This window comes from Actinomadura sp. K4S16 (assembly GCF_008327685.1).
Lineage (GTDB): Bacteria > Actinomycetota > Actinomycetes > Streptosporangiales > Streptosporangiaceae > Spirillospora.
On record NZ_BDDE01000010.1, the window covers coordinates 1242533 to 1263490 of the forward strand.

Here is a 20958-nt window from a genome sequence, read left to right on the forward strand (position 1 = left end):
GCGAGAACCTGATCGCGCAGCGAGCCGCAAGGCGAGACGAAGCGATGCCAGCGATCGCCCGCAGTGCCCGACGATGGAGGGCCGCCAGGCCCGAAGGAGGAGAGCACTGCAAACAACAGGCACCGCGACTACCTCAACCACCGCCGCAACCACGCGACGACCTCAATGGTCGCGATCGCGTCCGAAGGCAGGTTCAAGCGAAGCGAGAACCTGATCGCGCAGCGAGCCGCAAGGCGAGACGAAGCGATGCCAGCGATCGCCCGCTTTTTACGACGATGGAGGGCCGCCAGGCCCGAAGGAGGAGAAAAAAGCAATCAAGTAAGAGCCGGTTCGCGTTCCTTCACCGGCAGCGACATCACTTCGTCGTCCGTCGCCGTCGCAAGCGCGTCGTTCTCCGCCTGGAGCCGTACGAGCTCGGCCTCCAGGTCACGTACGCGCTGCTGAAGGCGCCGCATCTCCGCGACCATCCGGGGGTCGGGACCGCCGACGTGGCCGAGTAGAGCCTTCGCCATGACTAAGGGTCCTCCACGCTGAGTAACCAGCAGGGATCGCGCACGGGAAACTGCTCAAGTCGGTGCGCGTACCGTCTAGAGTCGCACCGGCCGCTGCGCCGGTCAAGGCGCACATCACAGGCCAGTAACAACCTTCCTCTACTAGTTTAGCAGGTACAAACCGGTACTCCCTACCCGGTCACCGTTCGTGGAACCCGGCGGCCTCGCCGCGCGGCGCGCTCCAGCGGTCGGTGACGCCGGTGACGGCGCCGGGACGTCCCGGAACGCCGCCGGGCACGTCGCCGTCCAGCAGCTCCAGGAGCCGGCGGCAGCCGCGGCGCGGGCCCTCGGCGACGACCTCGACGCGGCCGTCGCGGAGGTTGGTGGCGCTGCCGGCGAGGCCCAGTTCGAGGGCCCGCGACCGCACCCACCAGCGGAACCCGACGCCCTGGACGCGCCCGCGCACCCAGGCCGTGAGCCGGACGATCTCGTCGTCGTTCTCGTCGCCGTTCATCGCTCCCCCCTCGGCGCCGCTAGTACCGTGCCCGCCTCGGGCGCGGTTGGCACACCGGGCAGCTGTAGGACGAGCGGTTCATGAACTCGTCGCGGCGGATCGCGGTGCCGCAGCGGCGGCAGGGCTCGTCCCGCCGGCCGTAGGCGTCCAGGGACCGCTCGAAGTAGCCGCTCTCGCCGTTGACGTTCACGTAGAGGCTGTCGAAGGACGTCCCGCCGACCGCCAGAGCGGCCCCCATGACCTCTCGTGCGGCCTCCAGGACGCGCGCGGCCTCGGCCCGGGTCATCGTGTCGGTCGGCCGCGCCCAGTGCAGCCTGGCGCGCCACAGCGCCTCGTCGGCGTAGATGTTGCCGACCCCGCTGATGAGGGACTGGTCGAGCAGGGCCCGCTTGATCCCGGTCTTGCGGCGGCGCAGGGCGCGGTAGAAGGCCTCCGCGTCGAAGGCGTCCTCAAGCGGGTCGGCCGCGATGTGCACGATCGGCTCGGGGACGAGCGTCCGCGCGTCGAAGGCGTCGGGGACGAGGTCGGCGACCATGAGGTGCCCGAACGTCCGCTGGTCGACGAAGCGGAGGTCGTGGCCCTTGTCGTCGAACTCGACGCGGATCCGCAGGTGCTTCTCGCGCTCGCGGTCGGGCTCGCCGACGAGCAGCTGGCCGCTCATGCCGAGGTGCGCGAGCACCGCCTCGCCGGGGTCGCCGCCCTCCTCGCCCTGGAGCGGGATCCACAGGTACTTGCCGCGGCGCCGCGGGGCCAGCATGGTGCGTCCGGCCAGGCGCCCGGCGAAGTCGGCGGGGCCCGCCGCGTGCCGGCGCACCGACCGCGGGTGCAGGACCTCGGCGGACGCGACGGTGCGGCCGGTCGTCCAGCTCTCGAGGCCGCGCCGGACGACCTCGACCTCGGGGAGCTCAGGCACCGGCCTGCGCCGCCTGCCCGGCCTCCCTGGCCGCGTCCGCGCCCTGCGCCGGCGGCCCGGCCTGCGCCCCCGCCTGTTTCACCGCCTCGGCCTGAGCCTCCGCCTCGCGCTGGACGACGATCTCCCGGATGGCGTTCCAGGCGGCCTCGGCGGCGTGCTGCTCGGCCTCCTTCTTGCTTCGGCCCTCGCCGGACCCGTAGGCCTGGCCGCCGACCCGTACGGAGGCGCGGAAGGTCTTCTGGTGGTCGGGGCCGCTCTCGGCGACGTGGTACTCGGGGACGCCGAGCTCCTCGACGGCGGTGAGCTCCTGCAGCGAGGTCTTCCAGTCCAGGCCGGCGCCGAGGCCGGCCGACCGCTGGATCAGCCCGTCGAAGAGCCGGTGCACCAGGGCGGACGCCTCTTCCAGGCCCCGGTCGAGGTAGACGGCGCCGATCAGCGCCTCCAGGGTGTCGGCGAGGATCGAGGCCTTGTCGCGGCCCCCGGTGCCCTCCTCGCCGCGGCCGAGCCGGATGTGGGCGCCGACGCCGAGGCCGCGGGCGACGCCGGCCAGGGCGCGCATGTTGACCACGGCGGCGCGCAGCTTGGCGAGCTGCCCCTCGGGCAGGTCGGGGTGGCCGCGGAACAGCGTGTCGGTGACGACGAGGCCCAGCACCGAGTCGCCGAGGAACTCCAGGCGCTCGTTGGTGGGCAGGCCGCCGTTCTCGTAGGCGTAGGAACGGTGGGTGAGGGCGCGTTCGAGCAGCTCGTCGCCCACCTCGACGCCGAGGGCGCCGGTCAGTTCCGCGCGGTCCGGCGCGGGTTCGTTCTTCTTAGCGCTCACAGGCCCTCCTCGCAGGCCGTGCACCGCGCAGCGCGCGGTCGCCTCTGCGGCGCGCGGCCGGTGGCCGGGACGGCGAGGACGCTCGGCGGGAGGGTCCGCGAAGACGAGGTGCGCGCCGGTCGGTTTGATCCCGGCGTGCACCACGGCTCCGGGCGCATGTCTCCGCGCCGGTCACCACGCCGACGTCGCGCGCCGGGTGGTCGGGGTGCTTGTCCTGCCGCACCGTGGGGGGCGGGCCGCTCGCGCGGATCCGCCCCCCATGATGCGAGAAGACTCAGGCCGACGGGGCGATGACCTGCCGCCGGTCGTAGGTTCCGCATGTCGCGCACGCGGTGTGCGGCAGCTTGTGGTCGCGGCACGTCGGGCACTCGACCAGGTTCGGCGCGGCGGTCTTCCACTGCGCGCGCCGGTGCCGCGTGTTGCTGCGCGACTTCTTCCGCTTCGGGACGGCCACGTCAGCCCTCCTGCTTTCCTTCTCGTCGGTCCGATGAAGCACGGGAGCCGGAGCTCCCGTTCCCCCGGTCGGGGGCGGCCGGCGCCATGTCGCCGGCCAGGTCCCGCAGCGCCGCCCACCGGGGGTCGGCGACGTCGTGGTGGTGGTCAGGCCCGACGTCCGCGAGCCGTGCACCGCAGTCCGGGCACAGGCCCGGGCAGTCGTCCCGGCACAGCGGGGACAGCGGCAGCGCGAGCACCACCGCGTCCCGCAGGACCGGTTCGAGGTCGATGATGTCGCCCTCGAGGCGGAGCTCGTCGTCGTCGGCGTTCCCGCCGGAGCGGGTGTCGTCGTAGACGAAGAGCTCCTGGAAGTCCGCCTCGAAGGTCGAGGCGATCGGATCGAGGCAGCGGGAGCACTCCCCCTTCAGGGGGACCGTCGCCGTGCCGGTGACGAGCACCCCCTCCAGGACCGCTTCGAGCCGGAGGTCCAGCTCGATCGCGGCACCCTCGGGGACGCCCACCATCTCGACGCCGAAATTCTCCGGTGCCGGCACGGACAGGTGCTCCTCCCGCGACGACCCGGGTTGCCTGCCCAGAGCTCGGGTGTCGAGCTTGAGAGGGGCGCTGGGGTCGTGGCGTGTCAGCGGATTCCTGCTTTCGTGAGGCATGGTGAACGGCGGCCGCCTGTGATGGCCGATGTCCCAGGGTACCGAACACGGGCCGCTGACCCAACTCGCGGCCCCGGCCACCAGGGCCGGGCCCGCCGCCGGACGGTCAGCCCTCGTGCTGGAGCCGCTGCACCAGCCGGTCGTGGACGCTGTCGGGGACGAGGCCGGACACGTCCCCGCCGAACCGCACGACCTCCTTCATCAGGCTGGACGACAGGAAGGCGTACTCGGGGTTCGTCGCCATGAACAGCGTCTCCACCCCGGCGATCCGGTGGTTCATCTGGGCCATCTGCAACTCGTACTCGTAGTCGCTGACGGCCCGCAGACCCCGGACGATGACCGGGATGTCCTGCTCCTTGCAGTAGTCGACGGTGAGCCCGTAGAAGGTGTCGACCGTGACGTTGCCGTACTCCCGGGTGACCTCGGAGATCATGTCGGCGCGCTCGTCCACGGTGAACAGGCTCTTCTTGTTCTTGTTGATCAGCACGGCGACGACCACCTCGTCGTAGAGGCGGGAGGCGCGGCTGATGATGTCGAGATGCCCGTTGGTGACGGGGTCGAACGATCCCGGACAGACGACACGGCGCACGGCGCGAACCCCTTCGGTCCCGGTTTCTGACCTGCGGCGTGAACGTACCAAATCGCATTCGGCCGGGTTTCCACCGGGCTCGCCGGGGCCGTCCTCAGCCGCCCAGGGCGTCCAGGATCCTGGCGGCGATCGGGCCGGACTCGATGCCGTACCCGGACGCCTCCGTCATCACCGCGACCGCGTACCTGGGGTCTCTGCGCGGGCCGAACCCGATGAACCAGCGGTCGTTGTAGGAGGCGCCCTCGACGTCGGCGGTGCCGGTCTTGCCGCCGAGGACGGAGGTCCCCCGCAGGGACTTGCCGGTGCCCCGCTCGACGACGGCCTCCATCATGTCCCGCATCTGCTCGGCCTGGTCGCCGGTGAGCGCGCGGGACATCCGCTGGGGCGAGATCTTGTCGACCGTCGAGCCGTCCGGGGCGCGGAGCCTGTCCACCAGGCGGGGACGCATGACCTCCCCGTCGTTGAGGACCGCGGCGGCGACCATGGCCATCTGCAGCGGCGAGGCGACCGTGCTGCCCTGCCCGATGGAGCCGAGCGCGCTGAGCGAGGGCTGGTCGGTCTTGGGGAACGAACTGGGGGCGCTCTTCAGGCCGTCCGCGAACTCGATCCGCTCCCCGAACCCGAACCTGCCCGCCTGCGCGTTGACGGCGTCGTTCCCGGGCTTCTGTGCGCCCATGTAGGCGAACGTCGTGTTGCAGGACTGCGCGTACGCCTCGATCAGGGGGATCCGGGCGAGGTCGCAGGATCCGCCGATGTCACCCGCGTCGTTGTTGATCGCCTGCCCGGCGCCCGGCGGGCGGTAGCTGCGTCCGGCCTTGACCCGCATGTCCTCGCTCGTCCCGGCCCTCAGCGCCGCCGCGGCGACGACGGTCTTGAACGTGGAGCCGGGCGGGAACAGCTCGTACGCGGCCTTGTTGAGCAGCGGCTTGCGCGGCTGGTCGCCGAGGCGGGCGAACGCCTTCGCGGCCTTGTCCCGGTCGAGGGTCGACACCTCGTTCGGGTCGTAGGACGGCGTGGACGCCATCACCAGCACCGCGCCGGTGCGCGCGTCCAGGACGACCGCGGCCCCTCGGCGGGCGCCGCTGCCCTTCAGCGCCTCGTAGGCGGCGCGCTGCGCGTCGGGGTCGACGGTGGCCTCCACCGTGCCGCCGGGGACGTGCTTGCCGATCAGCTTGTCGACGAGGTTGGAGGTGGCGAGGCGGGCGTCGGTCCCGTCCAGGAAGTGGTTCTCCGCCTCCTCCAGGCCGGTCTGGGAGAACACGGAGAAGTACCCGGTGATCGGCGCGAACGCGGCGCCGTCCTTGTAGCGGCGCTGGAAGCGGTCGCCGCCGACCTGCTCGGACCAGGCGAGCCGTTCGCCGCGCGCGACGACGGGGCCCCGGTCGATCTTGAAGCGGTCCTCGAACTGGCGGGCGTTGAGCGAGTCGTCCCGCAGCTCCTGCGCCTGGAAGCCCTGGACGTAGGTGACGTTCACCAGGAGCGCGAGGATCAGGAGCAGGGTGAGCACCCAGGTGCGCGCCACCGCGCGGTCGATCCCGGGCTTCATGCGGATCCCTCTACCCGAATACCGCTGCCCGATGCGGCCTCAAAGCGCGACCGCGCGGCCGTACCAGAACACCGCCTCGCCGTAGCGCCGCTCCCGCTCGGCCTCGTAGCCGCCGGGCCACTCCAGCGCCGGGCCGCGGGCGGCGCGCTCCACGACGACGAGCGCGTCCGGGGACGTCCACCCGTTGTCACGCAGATCCTCGAGCATGGCGGTGACGGACGCGTCCGCCAGCGCGTACGGCGGGTCGGCGAAGACCAGGTCGTAGGGCTCGTCCGGCTTCTTCCGGACGACCCGCTCCACCTTGTCCGCGCAGGGGACGGCGCCGGGCAGCCCGAGAGACTCGGCGTTCTGGCGGATCACCTTCATCGCGCGCGGATGCGACTCGACCAGCAGCGCATGGGCGGCGCCCCGGGACAGTGCTTCGAGCCCGACCGCGCCCGAGCCCGCGTACAGGTCGGCGACGCGCAGCCCGTCGAGCGGGCCGAGCAGGGCCAGCACCGTGGAGAAGAGCCCCTCCCTGGCGCGGTCGCTGGTCGGCCTGGTGTCCCGTCCCGCCGGGACGGCCAGCCGCCGCCCTCCCGCGATGCCCGCGATGACCCTGCTCACCGTCCCAGTATCGGGGGCGGCCCCCGCTGCTCGCGCCTCGCCCGGTTCACCCCCGGACGATTCCCAAGAATGTTGCACAATCCAACTACCGACCGCTTGTGAACCTCTACCCAAATGACACGAACGCGGTTCACAGCGACTACTTCACGTGCAAACGTGCTCGCAGGTTGTGCAACCCAGTGACCCAGGAGCACCAGTGCATCACGGTAGGAGACTGGCGGTGACGGCCGGTGCGACGGTGCTCGGCATCGCCGCGATGAGCGGCGTCTCGCACGCCGAGACCTCCCAGCCCCTCGCCCGGCTCGCGCCCCACCCGCAGACCGCCGGGCCGAAGACTCCGAAGAGCCCGACGACCCTCAAGAAGGCCCGTAAGGCGCCGAGGGCCGGCAAGGCCGAGCCCGCCGTCCAGCTCCGGCTCGGCGCCACGCTGAAGTACGACGAGCGCACCAGGACCGCCAGCGCGGGCCTCGACGTCGGCGCGGGCGTCGGCACCCCCAAGGCCGGCGCGGGCGTCCGGCTCCGGACCGGCGCCTCCGCGTCGCTGGACGACGCCACGGTCAAGGCGGCCACCCGGCTCGACGCTCGCGCCGCGTCGCCCGCGGGCGGCACCGCCCTCTCGCTCAAGACGGGAGCCGCGGTCTCGGGAGGCAACCGGCTCCTCAGCGCCCGCACCGAACTGGGCGCGTCGGTGACCCCCGCGGGAGGAACGCCCGTCTCGGCCAACGTGTCCGCGGGCGTCTGCGTGGGCGGAGGCTGCGAGGCTCCCACACCGCCCACGCCGCCGACTCCCCCGACGCCTCCGACCCCGCCGACTCCCCCGCCCCCGCCGCCCGGCGAGCCGACGCCTCCGAGCCCCTCCCCAGAGGCTCCGTCGCTGCCTTCCTCGCCGCTGCTGCCGCAGATCCCGTCCGCTCCGGGAATGGGCCCCGGCAACCCGACGGCCGCCGCCGGGTTCACGCCGCCCAAGGGGCTTCCCTTCACCGGCACCGAGGCGCTGCCGCTCGTGGCGCTCGGCCTGACCGCCATCGCCGCGGGAAGCGCCGCCGTCGCGGCGACCCGCAGACGCCACGCCCGCGAGTCCTGAGCCGCTCACCGAAGGGGCGCCTCCATCCGGAGGCGCCCCTTTCGCCGTTCAGAGGCCCGCCGTTCAGAGTCCTTCGGACCGCCCGACCTTCCAGCCGCTCCCAGCCCGCTCCAGCAGGAGTCGGCGAACGGCGACCGCATCACCGTCGGTGCACCCGCCCTTGCACTCGCCGACCAGAACCAGCGCCGTCATCTCGTTCCGTGTCCCGCCCCCGCGCAGGCCGACCTCCAGCGGCGTCCCACGCGCGACCGACGGGTCGCGGGAGACGGCGTCGAACGCGGCCCGCGCCTCCTTGCCGGGCCAGGACGCGCCCGACGTGTCGGCGCGCGGAGAGCCCGCCTTCAGCGAGTACAGGCTGTCGAGCAGCCACCCGCTCCCCTGCCTCACCATGGTCGCGCGCATCGGGTCCTGGAGCCGGGACGGATCGGCGTTCTCGGCGCGGACCGTCCGCTTGACGTACGACAGCACGGTGACCTTCCCGGACGCGGCGGACACGACGGCGGCGTCGACGACGTCCGCCGTCACCGAGCCCTTCTTGGCCGTGAGCTCGTCGCGGTATTTGCGCGTCGCGAGCTGCCGGTCGTAGTCGGCGCCGTACCGGGGCGTGGAGACCCGGTGCGCCGCGGCCACGTTCTGTTCGAACCGGGCGTGGTCGAAGCCGAGCACCGCCTCGATCGCCTGGGCGGCCGGCCCCACGGCCTCGGCCGCCGCGGGAGGCGGGGCCGCCGAGCCGGTGCCCGCCTCCGCGTGGTCGGTGTCGGAGCCGTCCGCCAGCAGCACCCACGCCGTCCCGCCCGCGGCGAGCGCGATCAGCGGCGCCGCGACGGCCGCGGCGATCCCGAGCCCGCGGCGCCGCCGGGGGCGGACCGGCTCGGGCGGGCGCGTCCCGCCCGAACCGGTGCCGATCGGCCGCTCGGGGCCCGCCACGGTCACCGGCACGCGCGCGTCCCCGGCGAAATGGGCGCCGGTGCTGAGCGCCCCCTCGTCCTGCGGAACGGACTGCCCGCCGAGCAGGTCCAGGAGCACCTGCTCCGCCTCGGGACGCCTCGCCGGGTCCTTGGCCAGGCACGCCGCGACGACGCCGCGCAGCGACTCCGGCAGCGGCGACAGGTCGGGCTCGTAGTTCAGGATCCGGTGGAACACCGCGGAGATCGTGTCGTTGCCGAACGGGTGCCGCCCCGTCGCCGCGAACAGCATCGTCGCCGCCCAGGTGAACATGTCCACGCCGGTGCCGAGCTCGGTGTCGGTGACCTGCTCGGGCGCCATGTAGGACGGCGTCCCGACGACGCCGCTCCCCTTAGCCGACGCCGCGCCGACGACCCGCGCGATGCCGAAGTCGATGACGCGCGGCCCGTCCGGCCCCATCAGCACGTTGGACGGCTTGAAGTCGCGGTGCAGGATCCCCGCGCGGTGGATCGCCGCGAGCGCCGTCACGGTGCCGATCGCCAGCCGGTCGAGGTCGGTACCGGTGCGCGGCCCCCGCTCGTTCACGAGCCCGCTGAGCGACGGCCCCGGCACGTACTCGCTGACCACGTAAGGCAGGTCGCCGGAGATGTCGGCGTCCAGCACCTGCGCCGTGCAGAACCCCGCGACCCGCCCGATCATCCGCATCTCGCGCTCGAACCGCGCCCGCCACTCGGGACTGCGGCTGAGCTGGTCGCGCAGCAGCTTCACCGCCGCCTGCCCGCCGTCCTCGCGCCGCCCGAGATAGACGACGCTCTGCCCGCCCTCCCCCAACCGCCCAACAAGCTCATAACGCCCAAGCCAAGCAGGATCCCCAGGCAGCAGTTCCATTGCCTTTCTCTCCTCCTTCGGGCCTGGCGGCCCTGCTGTGCCTATCGCAGTGCCCTCCTCCTTCGGGCCTGAGGGGCCCTCCATCGTCGGACACTGCGGCGATCGCTGGCATCGCTCCGTCTCGCCTGACGGCTCGCTGCGCGATCAGGTTCTCGCTTCGCTCGAACCCGCCTTCGGACGCGATCGCGACCATTCAGGTCGTTGGAGGTTGGACCAGGGGCTGAGGCCTGCACGGAGAGGATTCGGATGAACACGGATGTCTAAGCATGGTAGGCGGGCAGCGAGCCTCGCGCCACGACCTCACCGGCGGCCCGGAGGACCGGCGGTGTGAGCTCACCCCCAAGCACCACCGCGGCAGGAACCGTCTACTGCGACGACCTCAGCCACCACAGCACCACGCGACAACCTGGGGCCCGCGATCGCGTCCGAAGGCAGATTCGAGCGAAGCAAGAATCTGATCGCGCAGCGAGCCGCAAGGCGAGCCGGAGCGATGCCAGCGATCGCCCGCTTTTTCCGACGATGGAGGGCCGCCAAGGCCCGAAGGAGGAGAAAAAAGCAATAATCACCCCTTCTCCAGGAAGTCTGCGCGCTCCTCGTCGAGCAGGGACGCGAGGACGGTGGCCAGGCCGGAGTGGCTCGACAGGTCCGGATCGGCCTCGACGAGCGCGGTCGCCTCCTCGCGGGCGTCGCGGATCACGTCCTCGTCCCGCTGGAGCGTGAGCAGCCGCAGGCTGGACGCGCGCCCCGCCTGCGCGGCGCCGAGCACGTCGCCCTCGCGGCGCTGCTCCAGGTCGAGCCGGGACAGCTTGAACCCGTCGGTGGTGGAGGCGACGGCGTCCAGCCGTTCGCGAGCCTTGCCGCCCGGCGCGGCGTCGGTGACGAGCAGGCAGAGGCCGTGCAGCGAGCCGCGGCCGACGCGCCCGCGCAGCTGGTGGAGCTGGGAGACGCCGAACCGGTCCGCGTCCATGATCACCATGACGGTGGCGTTGGGCACGTCCACGCCGACCTCGATGACCGTGGTGGCGAGCAGGACGTCCAGCTCCCGCGCGGTGAAGCGGCGCATGACCGCGTCCTTCTCGTCCGGGTGCAGCTTGCCGTGCAGGACGCCGATGCGCAGCCCGGAGAGCAGCTCCTCCAGCTTCGGCAGCACCTCCATGATCCCGAGCGGGGACCGGCGGTCGCCCTCCTCGGCGACGACGGCGTCGCCCTCGTCGCCCTCCTGCTCGCCGATCCGCGGGCAGACGATGTAGACCTGCCTGCCGTTCGCCGCCTCCTCCTTGATCCGCTCCCAGGTGCGGGCGAGGAACGCCGGCTTCTCGGGCGGGACGACGTGCGTCTGGATCTGCGACCGCCCCGCCGGGAGCTGCCCGAGCACCGAGGTCTCCAGGTCGCCGAAGACGGTCATCGCCACCGTGCGCGGGATCGGCGTCGCCGTCATGACCAGGACGTGCGGGCGGCCGCCGTCGACCTTCTCGCGCAGGGCGTCGCGCTGCTCGACGCCGAACCTGTGCTGCTCGTCGACCACGACGAGCCCGAGGTCGGCGAACTGGACGGTCTCCTGCAGCAGCGCATGGGTGCCGACGACGATCCCCGCCGCGCCGGACGCCGCGTCCAGCAGCGCCTCCTTGCGGGCCTTCGCCCCCTGCGATCCGGTCAGCAGCGCGACCCGGGTGGCGTGCTCGGCCCCGCCGATCTGCCCCGCCTGCGCCAGATCGCCGAGCATCCCGGTGATCGACCGGTAGTGCTGCTGAGCCAGCACCTCGGTCGGCGCGAGCAGCGCCGCCTGCCCTCCCCCGTCCACCACCTGCAACATCGCCCGCAACGCGACAACCGTGTTATGGGTGGGGGTCCAGCCGTCGGAGACGTAGAGGCGCCCGGGGTGGGCGACGGAGATGCACTGGACCTCCTTGCGGCCCACGTACTCGATGGCGCGGATACCTTTGCGCCGACGTTCGTACTTCGTGCGGGGCCGGAGCCTTTCGGCCTTGCGGGACAGCCTGAAAGGCGGGTAGTCGTTCGGCAACGCGACGCTGGTCATCCAGTACCGCTTGCCCGCCTTACGGACCTCCCGGCACCGTGCGTAGCCGCCCAGTGAGCGCGTCAGCCATGCGGTCGCTTCGGCCAAGTGCTTCGACGCGGAGACCAGGCTGACGTCCCTGCCCTCGGCCCGCAGCGTCCCATCGGTGTCGAGCAGGCCTTGCAGCAGGGCGTGGCGCTGCTTGATCGGAGCGTTCAGATACGCGGCCGGGACGAACTTGTCCCAAGCCCCCCTCCCATAGACGCCGAGGTCGCGGAGCGCAGCGATCAACGGGTTCCCGGCCCCGCGACGCTCGCCGAGGATCGACCAGTCGAGCGGGCGGTCCGGCTTGCGGCGCAGCCTGCACCCGTCCGGGACGAGCAAGGCGACCGCGTCGATGACCTCTTGGTCGCGGGTCGAGATCTCCACCCGCCCGTACTTCATGAATCCGTCGCCGAGCAGGAGCCCCAAGAGGTACGCGTCGACCGGACGGTCCGCGGGCGTGTCCAACTCGGGCGCTTCGACCAGGGGGACGTACCACTTGCTGCCCCCGGACCTGCGCAGGAGGTCCTCCCGCAGTTCCTTCGTCGTCAGCACCTTGAGCGGGCTTCCCCGGTGCCATCCTGTATCCGTCTTCACGGCCCAGAGGTGCTCGTCGTCGCATTCCACCGACGTGCCATCGGACATGACCAGCCGGTAGACGTCACGCTCTCCCTGCGGGAACACCCCGGTCACCACGGTGACCTCGCCGCCGGGCGTGATCACCTCGTCTCCCGGCGCCAGGTCCCCCATCCGCCGGAAGCCGCTCGGCGTCAGCACCTCGGAGTCCAGCGGCTGGGCCTTGCCCGCTCCAACGTCGCCTTGGAGGAGGCGGTGCATGGGGTGGCTCTTCGCCAGGTCGGCGGCTATCTCGTCGCCTACCTGGCGTTGGCCCTTGGTGAGTTCGAAGGGCAGGCGCGCGTCGAACTCCGCCTGGATGCCGCCGAAGGACGGAGGGCGGGGCTTGGCGGGGAGGGCCGCGGCGGCGACGCGGCGCTGGGCGAGGGCGATCTGGACGACGAAGGCCTCGTCCCACTTGAGGCGCGCCTTGGCGCGGCCCAGCTCGTCCCAGGTGCGGGGGCGGTGGATGCCCTCGTACGCCTCGCGCAGGCCGATCAGGTGGCGGCGGCGCAGGAGCGCCTCGGGCACGGGGTCGTCGGGGAGGTCGAGCTGGGCCAGGACGGTCTCGACGGAGGTGCTGATCGCCTCGATGGGCAGCGACTTGGTGGACGGGTAGATCGGGATGATCTCGTCCGCCCACTCCTGCGCGGCCTCCTCGGCGCCCTTCTCGTGGACGACCTTGTACTGCGGATGGGTCAGCTGCCGGACGGTCTTGCCGCTGCGGGGCACGTAGGTGCTGATCTTCCCGGCGAACAGGCCGCGGGTGCCCGGCGACAGCTCCTTCTCGGGCCGGTAGGAGCCCTTGCGGCCGAAGAAGCTGAGCTTGAGCAGGCCGGTGCCGTCGGTGACGGTGATCTCCAGGACGTAGCCGGGGCTGCGGGTGAGGGTGCGGCCCTGCACCTTCACGACCTCCGCCATGACCGTGACGTGCTCGCCGTCCTGCAGGCCGCTGAGCTGCGTCAGCTCGCCGCGGTGGGCGTAGCGGCGCGGGTAGTGGTGCAGGAGGTCGCCGACAGTGTGCAGGTCGAGGCCCTTCTTCAGCGCGTTGGCCGTCTTGTCGCCGAGGACCTTGCGCAACGGCTCGTCGAGGTTAGCCACGGGTCTTTTCTAGCCGATGGGGGCGACGGGATTCACTCGACGCCGATGAGCAGGGGGTAGCGTTCCTGGTCGCCGGCGTACACGCCGACCTCCACGTCGGGGTGCCGCACGCGCAGCAGGTCCTCCAGTTCCGCGGCGAGGCCGGGCGGGGCGTGCCGGCCGGCGATCAGCGTCACCAGTTCGCCGCCGCCCGACAGCATCCGGTCGAGGACGTCGCGGGCCACCGCGGCGAGCTCCGCGCCGATCATCGCGACGTCGCCCTCGATCAGGCCGAGGACGTCGCCCGGCTGGCAGAGGCCCGCGCTCGTCACCGCCTCCTGCGCGGCGACCTCCAGATGGCCGAAGCGGGTCGCGCCGGCGGCGCGGGTCATCTCGATCACGTCCTCGTCGAAGCGGCGCAGCGGGTCGTGCACGGCGAGCGCCGCCATCCCCTGGACGGACGCCTTGGTCGGGACCACCGCGATGCGCGCCCCGCCGTCCCGCGCGCGCTCCGCGGCGGCCTCGGCGAGGGCGAGGACCTCGGGTTCGTTCGGCAGGACGGCCACCTCGTCGCCGGCGGCGAGGACGGCCTCGGCCAGCACCGCGAGCGGCGGGACGGCGCCGGGCTCGCGCCGCACGACCCGCGCCCCGCACTCCTCGAACAGCGCGGCCAGCCCGTCGGCGGCGGTGACGGCGATCACCGCGCGGCCGGTGTGCGGCGCGTGCGGGCCCTCGGCGGCGTGCAGGTAGGTGACGCGGATCCGGTGCGGGCGTCCCGCGGCCATGCCCGCCTCGATGGCGGCTCCGGCGTCGTCCACGTGGACGTGGACGTTCCACAGCCCGTCGCCGCCGACCACGACGAGGGAGTCGCCGAGGCCGTCGAGGCGTTCGCGCAGGGTGTGGACGGCGCCGTCGGGCGCGTCCAGCAGGTACATCACCTCGTAGCCGGAGCCCTGAGGCGCCGGGGGCTCTCCGGCGGGCGGGGGCGTCCCGGCGGTGCGGGCCGGGATCTCGTACCGCTCGGGGTACTCGTCGGTGACCACGGCGACGAGGGCGTCGAGCACCACGCACAGCCCGGCCGCGCCGGCGTCCACGACGCCGCTGCGGGCCAGCACGTCCAGTTGGCCGGTGGTGCGGCCCAGCGCCTGCCGGGCGCCCGTGGCCGCGGCCCTCGCGGTCTCGGGGAGCCCGGCGCCGGAAACCGTCGCGGAGGCCGCGGCGGCCTCGGCGAGGACGCTGAGGATCGTGCCCTCGACGGGATGCTCGACGGCCCCCCGGGCCAGGACGGACGCGTGGTCGAGGGCGGCGGCGAAGGACGCGCCGTCCGGCGCCTCCAGCGGGCCGAGGACGTCGGCGAGCCCCCGGAACACCTGGCTCAGGATCACGCCGGAGTTGCCGCGCGCGCCGAGCAGCGCCCCCTGCGCCAGGGTCCGCCACGGGTCCGCGCCGGCCGGCGGCTCGTCGAGGGCGTCGGCCGCCGCGATGACGGTCAGGTGCAGGTTGGTGCCGGTGTCCCCGTCCGGGACGGGGAAGACGTTGAGCGCGTCGATCTCGGCTCTCGTCCGCCCGAGCGCCTCCGCCGCGAGCCTGCACCACCGCCGCACCGCCGCGCCGTCGAGGACCGCCGCATCGTCCAGGGCCACCGTGCTCCCTTCCGCGCCGCCGTGTCCCGGCGCCGCCGATTCGCTAACCCGACTGGCAGTCGGCTAGTCTGGTCCACGCGCCACTTCCGTGGCGCTCATCAGTGAGCGCCCATGATGCCCGGCCCGCCCGCGGCGGCACCGGGGTGGCGCTCCGATCAGAGCATCGACACCACTTGGAGTTTCCCGTGGCTTCCGTCTGCGACGTCTGCGGCAAGGGACCCGGTTTCGGCATGCGCGTCTCCCACTCGCACCGCCGCACCCCGCGCCGCTGGAACCCCAACATCCAGCGCGTGCGCGCCGTCGTGAACGGCAGCACCAAGCGGATCAACGCCTGCACGTCCTGCATCAAGGCCGGCAAGGTCGTCAAGCCGACGGTCTGAGCCTTCCCGGGGCGGCCCATCGGTTCGTCCCGCTTCACGGCTTCGGTCGGCTCATCGGAATCTTCCGGTGAGCCGACTTTTGCGTTCCCTTCCAGTGCCACCCCGCGTGCTGCCGAAGAGCACTCAGTGGCGGTTCCGCCAGGCGTGGTCGACGGGCCCGATGCCCGCGCCCAGGGGGAAGCCCGCCGCGATCGCGCCCGTCACGTACTCCTTCGCCTTCGCCACCGCCGCCGGGACGTCCTCGCCGAGCGCCAGGTACGAGGCGATGGCGGACGCGAGCGTGCAGCCGGTTCCGTGGGTGTGCCGGTTGTCGTGCCTCGGGGCGGTGAAGCGGTGCTCCCGCTCCCCGTCGAACAGCAGGTCGGCGGGTTCGCCGGGCAGATGGCCGCCCTTGATCAGCACCCATGCGGGGCCGAGCGCCTTGACCGCCTCGGCCGCCTCGCGCAGCCCCGACTCGTCCACGACCTTGACGCCGGTGAGCTGCTCCACCTCGTACAGGTTCGGCGTGACGACGGTCGCCGTCGGCAGCAGCACCGAGCGGACGGCGTCCACCGCGTCCGGCGCGAGCAGCGAGTCGCCGTGCTTGGAGACGCCGACCGGGTCGACGACGGCCGGGGCGTCGGACGCGGCGAGGGCCTCGGCGACGATCTCCACCAGTCCGGTGGAGGCGAGCATGCCGGTCTTGATCGCGTGGACGCCGATGTCGGACAGCACCGAGTCGAGCTGGGCGCGCACGGCCTCGGGCGGCAGTTCCCAGTAGCCCTGGACGCCGAGGGAGTTCTGCGCGGTGACGGCGGCGATGACGCTCATGCCGTGGACGCCGAGCGCGAGCATGGTCTTCAGGTCGGCCTGGATGCCGGCGCCGCCGCCGGAGTCCGAGCCCGCGATGGTGAGCACGAGGGGCGGGGCGAGGGCGGAGCGCGTCATACCGCCCACTTTATGGCGATCTGCCGGGAGCGGCGAGCTCAGACCAGCGTGCAGGGGAGCTTGTTGAGGATGCAGCTGGTCGGCTTGGCCGGGGCCCCTTTGGCGGTGAACACGATCCGCACCGTGCCGCCGGGCGCGATGCCGGTGCGGCCGCGGACGAAGCCGACCGTGCCGGTCCGCACGACGGTGGCGCCGCTGACGGCGGTGACCGACGCGTTCGGAATCTTGAAGGCGAGCGCCCACCTGCCGACCGGGACCTGGCTCTTGTTGGCGATGGTGGCGGTGGCCTTGAACCCTCCGGGCGTCCGGGAGGCGACGCGGAACCCGATGACGAGGCCGTCGGGGCGGCCGGCGCCGCGGCTGGCGCGCTCGCCGGGGCCGCGCTGGGAGACCTGGTTGTCGCGCGGGTCGGTCTGGCTGGTCTTCGGGGTGCCGCCCGCGAAGTTGAGGGAGATCTGCTGGGTGCTCAGCGCATAGGAGACGATCCCGACGGCGATGACCAGCGCGACGATGGGGAGCAGCGGGAGCGGGAGCACCGAGACGAGCTTCGTCCAGCCCTGCTTGCCGGAGGAGTCGGACGGATCCTCGGGTTCCAGCGGGTCGGACGTGTTCCCGAATTCGGGAGGCGGCGTTTCGCGCGGCAGTTCGGGGAACGCCGCCGTGGGAGCGCCCGGGTAGTCGCCGGGGTAGTCCCCGGGAAGCGGGTCGAACCGGTACGGGTCCGAGGGCGGGTCGTGCTGGCGTTCGGCGACGGGCGGCGGACCCGACCTCACCCGGTCGTGCGGCGACACGTACACCCGGTCGTCGGTCGGCCCGGAGAAGATGTCGTAAGAGGGGTCGACCGGGGCCCCGTAGTACGGCCCTCGCGACGCTTCGGCGCCCGGTACGGGGTCGTCGTCCGGTTGCTCAAGCCTGGAGTGTCGTCCCATCCCATCCCTCTTCGATCACAGGATGTATACCAAACCCGCACCAAGCATGCCTACCGGATGCGTCAACGCACACGGCTGTACGCGCTGCGTACGCGGGGCGTTCAGCCTGGGAAATGGTCCCACGCGCCGGCGGGCGGTTCGCCTCCGTCCACCCGCACGCCGGCCCCTTCGGCGACGGTCCCGATCCGTGTCCAGGATGGGGGCAGGACGGCGCCCGCCGGGTAGGTTCCGGCGAACGCGTGGTCCTCGCCGCCGGTGAGCGCGTAGTTCACCCCGTTCGGTCCGAGGATCTTCGAGACGGGCACGGACGCGGAGTCGACGTCGATCCGGACGCCGCTCGCCTCGGCGATGTGCCCGAGGTCCTGGACGAGCCCGTCGCTCACGTCGAGCAGGGCGGTGGCGCCGTGCGTCCGCGCCTCCTCCCCGGCGGTGTAGGGAGGCTCGGGGCGGCGGTGCGCCGCGATCAACTCCTCGGGCCCGTCCAGGCCGGCGTCCAGGAGCGCGAGGCCGGCGGCGGCGAAGCCGAGCCTGCCCCGGACGGCCACGACGTCGCCCGGTCGCGCACCGGACCGGGTGAGCGGCGCGGCGCCGCCGAGATCGCCGAGCGCGGTGACCGCGAGGGTGACCTGCGGCGCGGCGACGACGTCGCCTCCCGCGACGGACGCCCCCGCGGCGCGGCACTCGTCGGCGAGCCCGTCGTAGAGCCGCTCGGCCCAGTCGGCGTCGGTATCGGCCGGGGCCGCGAAACCGACGAGCAGCGCCGTGGGACGCGCGCCCATCGCGACGACGTCGGCGAGGTTCTGGGCGGCGGCCTTGCGCCCGATGTCGTAAGGGCGGGACCAGTCGCGGCGGAAGTGCCGTCCTTCCACGAGGAGGTCGGTGGTGGCGACGACGCGGCCGTCCGGCGCGGCGATCACCGCGGCGTCGTCGCCGGGGCCGAGCCGGACCGCCGGCCCCTGCGGCAGCCGCCGGGTCAACCGGCCGATCAGGCCGAACTCGCCCAGCTCGCCGATCGTCCCCATCCGCGCCGTTCCCCCGTTTTCCCGCGTTTCTCCCGGTTCCCACCGGGCACGCCGTACCCCGACCGCCCGTGGCGGCGCGTAACACGATACGGTGAACCGTCCGACGGTTGATTCTCCGCTTGGGGAGGACGTGATGGTGCAGGCCTACATCCTCATCCAGACCGAAGTCGGTAAGGCAGCCGAGGTGGCGAGCCACATCTCCGGCATAACGGGTGTCACTCGGGCGGAGGACGTCACCGGACCCTACGACGTGATCGTCCGAGCGGAGGCGCGGAATGTGGACGAGCTGGGCAAGCTCGTCGTCGCGCAGATCCAGGCGGTCGAGGGCATCACGCGAACCCTCACCTGCCCGATCGTCCACATCTGAGCGCCCCACGGCAGCAGCCGTGCGGGTCGCGGTCGTACTCGGCGGGCTGGCGCTGCTCGCGGGGGCGTGCGGGGACGGGGCGGTGCAGGTTCCGGTGCCGAGCCCGGACGCGGCGACCCAGCGGCTGTGCCAGGGGCTGCGGCTGCCCGAGAAGGTGCACGGGCAGAAGCGCCGCGACACCTCCCCGGACTCGCCGCTGACCGCCGCCTGGGGCTCCCCCGCGATCGCGCTGCGCTGCGGGGTCCCGCGGCCTCCCACGCTGCGCCCGACGTCCGAGCTGGTGACCATCAACGGGATCGACTGGTTCGGGCAGCCCGCCGGCCGCCCGGTGACCTTCACCGCGGTGGGGCGCCAGGCCTACGTCGAGGTGACCGTGCCCCCGAAGTACAACCCGGCCGGGGACGTGCTGATCGAGCTGGGCCCCGCGATCAAGGCGACGATCCCCGCGAAGCCCGAGGGCCAGATCTGATCGACCGTCCCCGCTGACGGGCTCACGGTTCCTCCAGCGGCGCTTCGGGCTGGACCTCGACGAGCCGGAGGTGAGCGCCGCGCGGGGCCGCGACGATCGCGGCGACGGCGGCGGCGACGTCGGACGGGCGCAGGAAGTACGGGTGGCGGGCGTGGCCCCACTTCACCCAGTCCTCCAGGACGGCGCCGGTCGTGTCCGGGTCCCAGCTCATGCCCATGCCGGTCGCGGTCGGTCCGGGCCGGACGATGGACGCCCGGACGCCCGTCCCCTCAAGCTCCATCTGCATCGTCCGGGCCATGCCCTCCACGCCGTTCTTGGCCGCGACATAGGCGCCCGTCCAGGAGCGCGGGGCGGGGACGGTGTCGGAGGAGACGAACACGATGTCGCCGCGTCTCCGAGCCACCATCTGCGGGACGAAATGCGAGACGAGCCGGTGCGCGCCGACGAGGTGGACCTGCACCTGCGCGAGGAACTCGGCGGTGTCGAGTTCGTGGAGGCGTCCAGCGGACAGGTCGCCCGCGCTGGAGACGACGATCTCGATGGGGCCGAGCGCGTCGGCGGCCGCCGCGGCGAACGCCTTGACCGAGTCGGAGTCGGCGACGTCCAGCGGGTGCGCGAACGCCTCTCCCCCGCCGGCCCGGACCGTCGCGGCCAGTTCCTCGCACTTGTCGACGCGCCGGGCGCCGAGCGCGACCGGGTGCCCGGCCATCGCCAGCGCCGTCGCGGTCGCCGCGCCGATCCCCGACGAGGCGCCGGCGACCACGGCCGCGCGCCGTTCGGGATGGGGCTCGAACCTGGGCATCAGCGCACCTCCACACGTACGGGCAGTGCCGCGAAACCGCGGACGTTCACCGAGTGCACCCGCTCGGCGTTCGCGTGGTCGACCTCGTAGGAGCCGACGCGGCGGACGAACTCGGTCAGCGCGATGCGCGCCTCCAGCCGCGCCAGGTTCGCGCCGAGGCAGAAGTGCCGGCCGCCGCCGAAGCTGACGAGCTGCGAGGTGTCGCGGTCGAGGTCGTAGGTCTCGGCGTCGGCGAACACGCGCGGGTCACGGTTGGCCGACCCGATGAGCAGGAGCATGCGGTCGCCCTCGCGGACCCGCCGTCCGTGCAGCTCGACGTCCCGCATGGCCTTCCTGGCGAGCATCTGGCTGGAGGTGTCGTAGCGGAGCGTCTCCTCGATCCAGTCGTCCACGCGGGCCGGGTCGCGGAGCGGCTTGGCGGCCTGGTCCGGGTTGCGCGCCCCCCAGTACAGGGCGTTGGCGAGCAGCTTGGTGGTCGTCTCGTTCCCGGCGACCACCATCAGGAACAGGAACGCGATGACCTCTTCGTCGGTCAGCCGGTCGCCGTCGATCTCGGCGTCCAGCAGCGCGGAGGTCAGGTCGCCGGTCGGCTTGCGACGCCGTTCGGCGACCATGTCCTGGTAGTAGCCGACGAGGGTGAGCGCGGCGTCCATCCCGGCGGGCGGGACGTCGTTCAGGCCCTCCTCCCGGTGGACGACCGTGTCCGCGAGCCGGCGCACCTCGGCCCGGTCGGCCTCGGGGACGCCCATCATCTCCGAGATGACGTCCATGGGCAGCAGGCCCGCGAAGTCGGCGACGAAGTCGAACTCGCCCTTCTCCAGGGCCGGTTCCATATGGCGCCTGGTCAGGTCGAGGATGCCGTCCTCCAGCTCCTTCACCCGCCGGGGTGTGAAGCCCTTCGACACGAGGGCGCGCATGCGGGTGTGGCGCGGCGGGTCGAGCGCGAGGAACGACATCGTCCGGTGCGCGTGCGGGCCCCAGGCGCTCGGCTCCACCGAGACGCCGTGGGAGTTGGAGAACGTCGCGTGGTCGCGGAAGGCCGCGGACACGTCGGCGTGCCGGGACAGCGCCCAGAAGCCGATCTCGTCGTTGCGGTACAGGGGCGCCTCCTCGCGGAGGCGCGCGTAGAGGGGGTAGGGGTCCTCGTGGACGGCGTAGTCGAACGGGCTGTAGGAGACCTGCGCGGCAGGGTCCACGGCCGTCAC

21 protein-coding genes are annotated in these 20958 nt (G+C 72.8%); 4 read left to right on the forward strand and 17 right to left on the reverse strand.

All coding sequences use genetic code 11. The annotated features are described in order from the left end of the window. Nucleotides 1-314: 314 nt before the first annotated feature. From K4S16_RS06540 to rsmD, 9 genes are all read right to left on the reverse strand, one after another. A complete protein-coding gene (locus K4S16_RS06540; RefSeq protein ID WP_141577590.1) occupies nucleotides 315-512 on the reverse strand; it encodes a hypothetical protein in 198 nt (65 codons plus the stop codon). Between the two features lie 178 nt (nucleotides 513-690). After that, complete coding sequence (locus tag K4S16_RS06545) at nucleotides 691-1005, reverse strand: acylphosphatase (protein ID WP_149257813.1); 315 nt, start codon at nucleotides 1003-1005, stop codon at nucleotides 691-693. Between the two features lie 19 nt (nucleotides 1006-1024). Further along, on the reverse strand, nucleotides 1025-1918 hold the full coding sequence (gene mutM, locus K4S16_RS06550; protein ID WP_149257814.1) for a bifunctional DNA-formamidopyrimidine glycosylase/DNA-(apurinic or apyrimidinic site) lyase: 894 nt from the start codon (nucleotides 1916-1918) through the stop codon (nucleotides 1025-1027). Further along, nucleotides 1911-2738, reverse strand: a complete 828-nt coding sequence (rnc, locus tag K4S16_RS06555; protein WP_235036608.1) for a ribonuclease III — start codon at nucleotides 2736-2738, stop codon at nucleotides 1911-1913. Before rnc ends, mutM begins: the two co-directional genes overlap by 8 nt. Nucleotides 2739-3012: 274 nt before the next feature. Beyond that, nucleotides 3013-3192, reverse strand: coding sequence for a 50S ribosomal protein L32 (gene rpmF / locus K4S16_RS06560; RefSeq protein ID WP_149257815.1), 180 nt, complete (start codon nucleotides 3190-3192; stop codon nucleotides 3013-3015). 1 nt (nucleotide 3193) lies between these two features. Then, nucleotides 3194-3841, reverse strand: coding sequence for a DUF177 domain-containing protein (locus tag K4S16_RS06565; protein ID WP_149257816.1), 648 nt, complete (start codon nucleotides 3839-3841; stop codon nucleotides 3194-3196). A 106-nt stretch (nucleotides 3842-3947) separates the two neighbouring features. Next, nucleotides 3948-4430: a pantetheine-phosphate adenylyltransferase gene (gene coaD / locus K4S16_RS06570; protein WP_149257817.1), complete on the reverse strand. Its 483-nt coding sequence runs from the start codon at nucleotides 4428-4430 to the stop codon at nucleotides 3948-3950. 94 nt (nucleotides 4431-4524) lie between these two features. Continuing rightward, nucleotides 4525-5976 (reverse strand): penicillin-binding protein 2, encoded by a 1452-nt coding sequence (locus K4S16_RS06575; protein ID WP_149257818.1) that lies wholly within the window; start codon nucleotides 5974-5976, stop codon nucleotides 4525-4527. Nucleotides 5977-6015: 39 nt separating this feature from the next. After that, the gene (gene rsmD, locus K4S16_RS06580) at nucleotides 6016-6582 is read right to left on the reverse strand and encodes a 16S rRNA (guanine(966)-N(2))-methyltransferase RsmD (RefSeq protein ID WP_149257819.1); all 567 of its coding nucleotides are present in this window, start codon (nucleotides 6580-6582) and stop codon (nucleotides 6016-6018) included. A gap of 220 nt (nucleotides 6583-6802) precedes the next feature. On the opposite strand from rsmD, the gene K4S16_RS06585 reads away from it, so the two are divergent. After that, nucleotides 6803-7666, forward strand: coding sequence for a hypothetical protein (locus K4S16_RS06585; RefSeq protein ID WP_149257820.1), 864 nt, complete (start codon nucleotides 6803-6805; stop codon nucleotides 7664-7666). 63 nt (nucleotides 7667-7729) lie between these two features. On the opposite strand, the gene K4S16_RS45570 is transcribed toward K4S16_RS06585, so the two are convergent. The 3 genes from K4S16_RS45570 to K4S16_RS06600 all read right to left on the reverse strand — a co-directional run bounded on the left by K4S16_RS45570 (nucleotide 7730) and on the right by K4S16_RS06600 (nucleotide 14857). Then, complete coding sequence (locus K4S16_RS45570; protein WP_375708318.1) at nucleotides 7730-9544, reverse strand: serine/threonine-protein kinase; 1815 nt, start codon at nucleotides 9542-9544, stop codon at nucleotides 7730-7732. Between the two features lie 478 nt (nucleotides 9545-10022). Next, entirely contained in the window at nucleotides 10023-13235 is a 3213-nt protein-coding gene (locus K4S16_RS46895; protein ID WP_149257822.1) for a helicase-related protein, read from the reverse strand. Between the two features lie 32 nt (nucleotides 13236-13267). Then, a complete protein-coding gene (locus K4S16_RS06600) occupies nucleotides 13268-14857 on the reverse strand; it encodes a DAK2 domain-containing protein (RefSeq protein ID WP_235036610.1) in 1590 nt (529 codons plus the stop codon). A 185-nt stretch (nucleotides 14858-15042) separates the two neighbouring features. Between K4S16_RS06600 and rpmB the strand changes: the two genes are divergently transcribed. Beyond that, nucleotides 15043-15237 (forward strand): 50S ribosomal protein L28, encoded by a 195-nt coding sequence (gene rpmB / locus K4S16_RS06605; protein ID WP_030164391.1) that lies wholly within the window; start codon nucleotides 15043-15045, stop codon nucleotides 15235-15237. Between the two features lie 123 nt (nucleotides 15238-15360). Here rpmB and thiD read toward each other — a convergent pair whose 3' ends face one another. The 3 genes from thiD to K4S16_RS06620 all read right to left on the reverse strand — a co-directional run bounded on the left by thiD (nucleotide 15361) and on the right by K4S16_RS06620 (nucleotide 18115). Next, nucleotides 15361-16164 carry a bifunctional hydroxymethylpyrimidine kinase/phosphomethylpyrimidine kinase gene (gene thiD / locus K4S16_RS06610; RefSeq protein ID WP_149257823.1) on the reverse strand — a complete coding sequence of 268 codons (804 nt, stop codon included), beginning with the start codon at nucleotides 16162-16164 and terminating at the stop codon, nucleotides 15361-15363. Between the two features lie 38 nt (nucleotides 16165-16202). Beyond that, on the reverse strand, nucleotides 16203-17093 hold the full coding sequence (locus K4S16_RS06615) for a cellulose binding domain-containing protein (RefSeq protein ID WP_149257824.1): 891 nt from the start codon (nucleotides 17091-17093) through the stop codon (nucleotides 16203-16205). A 101-nt stretch (nucleotides 17094-17194) separates the two neighbouring features. Then, entirely contained in the window at nucleotides 17195-18115 is a 921-nt protein-coding gene (locus K4S16_RS06620; protein ID WP_149257825.1) for a thiamine-phosphate kinase, read from the reverse strand. Nucleotides 18116-18248: 133 nt separating this feature from the next. On the opposite strand from K4S16_RS06620, the gene K4S16_RS06625 reads away from it, so the two are divergent. Further along, complete coding sequence (locus tag K4S16_RS06625; protein ID WP_149257826.1) at nucleotides 18249-18482, forward strand: Lrp/AsnC family transcriptional regulator; 234 nt, start codon at nucleotides 18249-18251, stop codon at nucleotides 18480-18482. Between the two features lie 19 nt (nucleotides 18483-18501). Further along, on the forward strand, nucleotides 18502-18951 hold the full coding sequence (locus K4S16_RS06630) for a DUF3515 domain-containing protein (RefSeq protein WP_235036611.1): 450 nt from the start codon (nucleotides 18502-18504) through the stop codon (nucleotides 18949-18951). A 22-nt stretch (nucleotides 18952-18973) separates the two neighbouring features. On the opposite strand, the gene K4S16_RS06635 is transcribed toward K4S16_RS06630, so the two are convergent. Both K4S16_RS06635 and K4S16_RS06640 read right to left on the reverse strand, forming a co-directional pair. Further along, nucleotides 18974-19753 (reverse strand): SDR family oxidoreductase, encoded by a 780-nt coding sequence (locus K4S16_RS06635; protein ID WP_149257828.1) that lies wholly within the window; start codon nucleotides 19751-19753, stop codon nucleotides 18974-18976. After that, nucleotides 19753-20949 carry a cytochrome P450 gene (locus K4S16_RS06640; RefSeq protein WP_200841698.1) on the reverse strand — a complete coding sequence of 399 codons (1197 nt, stop codon included), beginning with the start codon at nucleotides 20947-20949 and terminating at the stop codon, nucleotides 19753-19755. Before K4S16_RS06640 ends, K4S16_RS06635 begins: the two co-directional genes overlap by 1 nt. Between the last annotated feature and the right edge of the window lie 9 nt (nucleotides 20950-20958).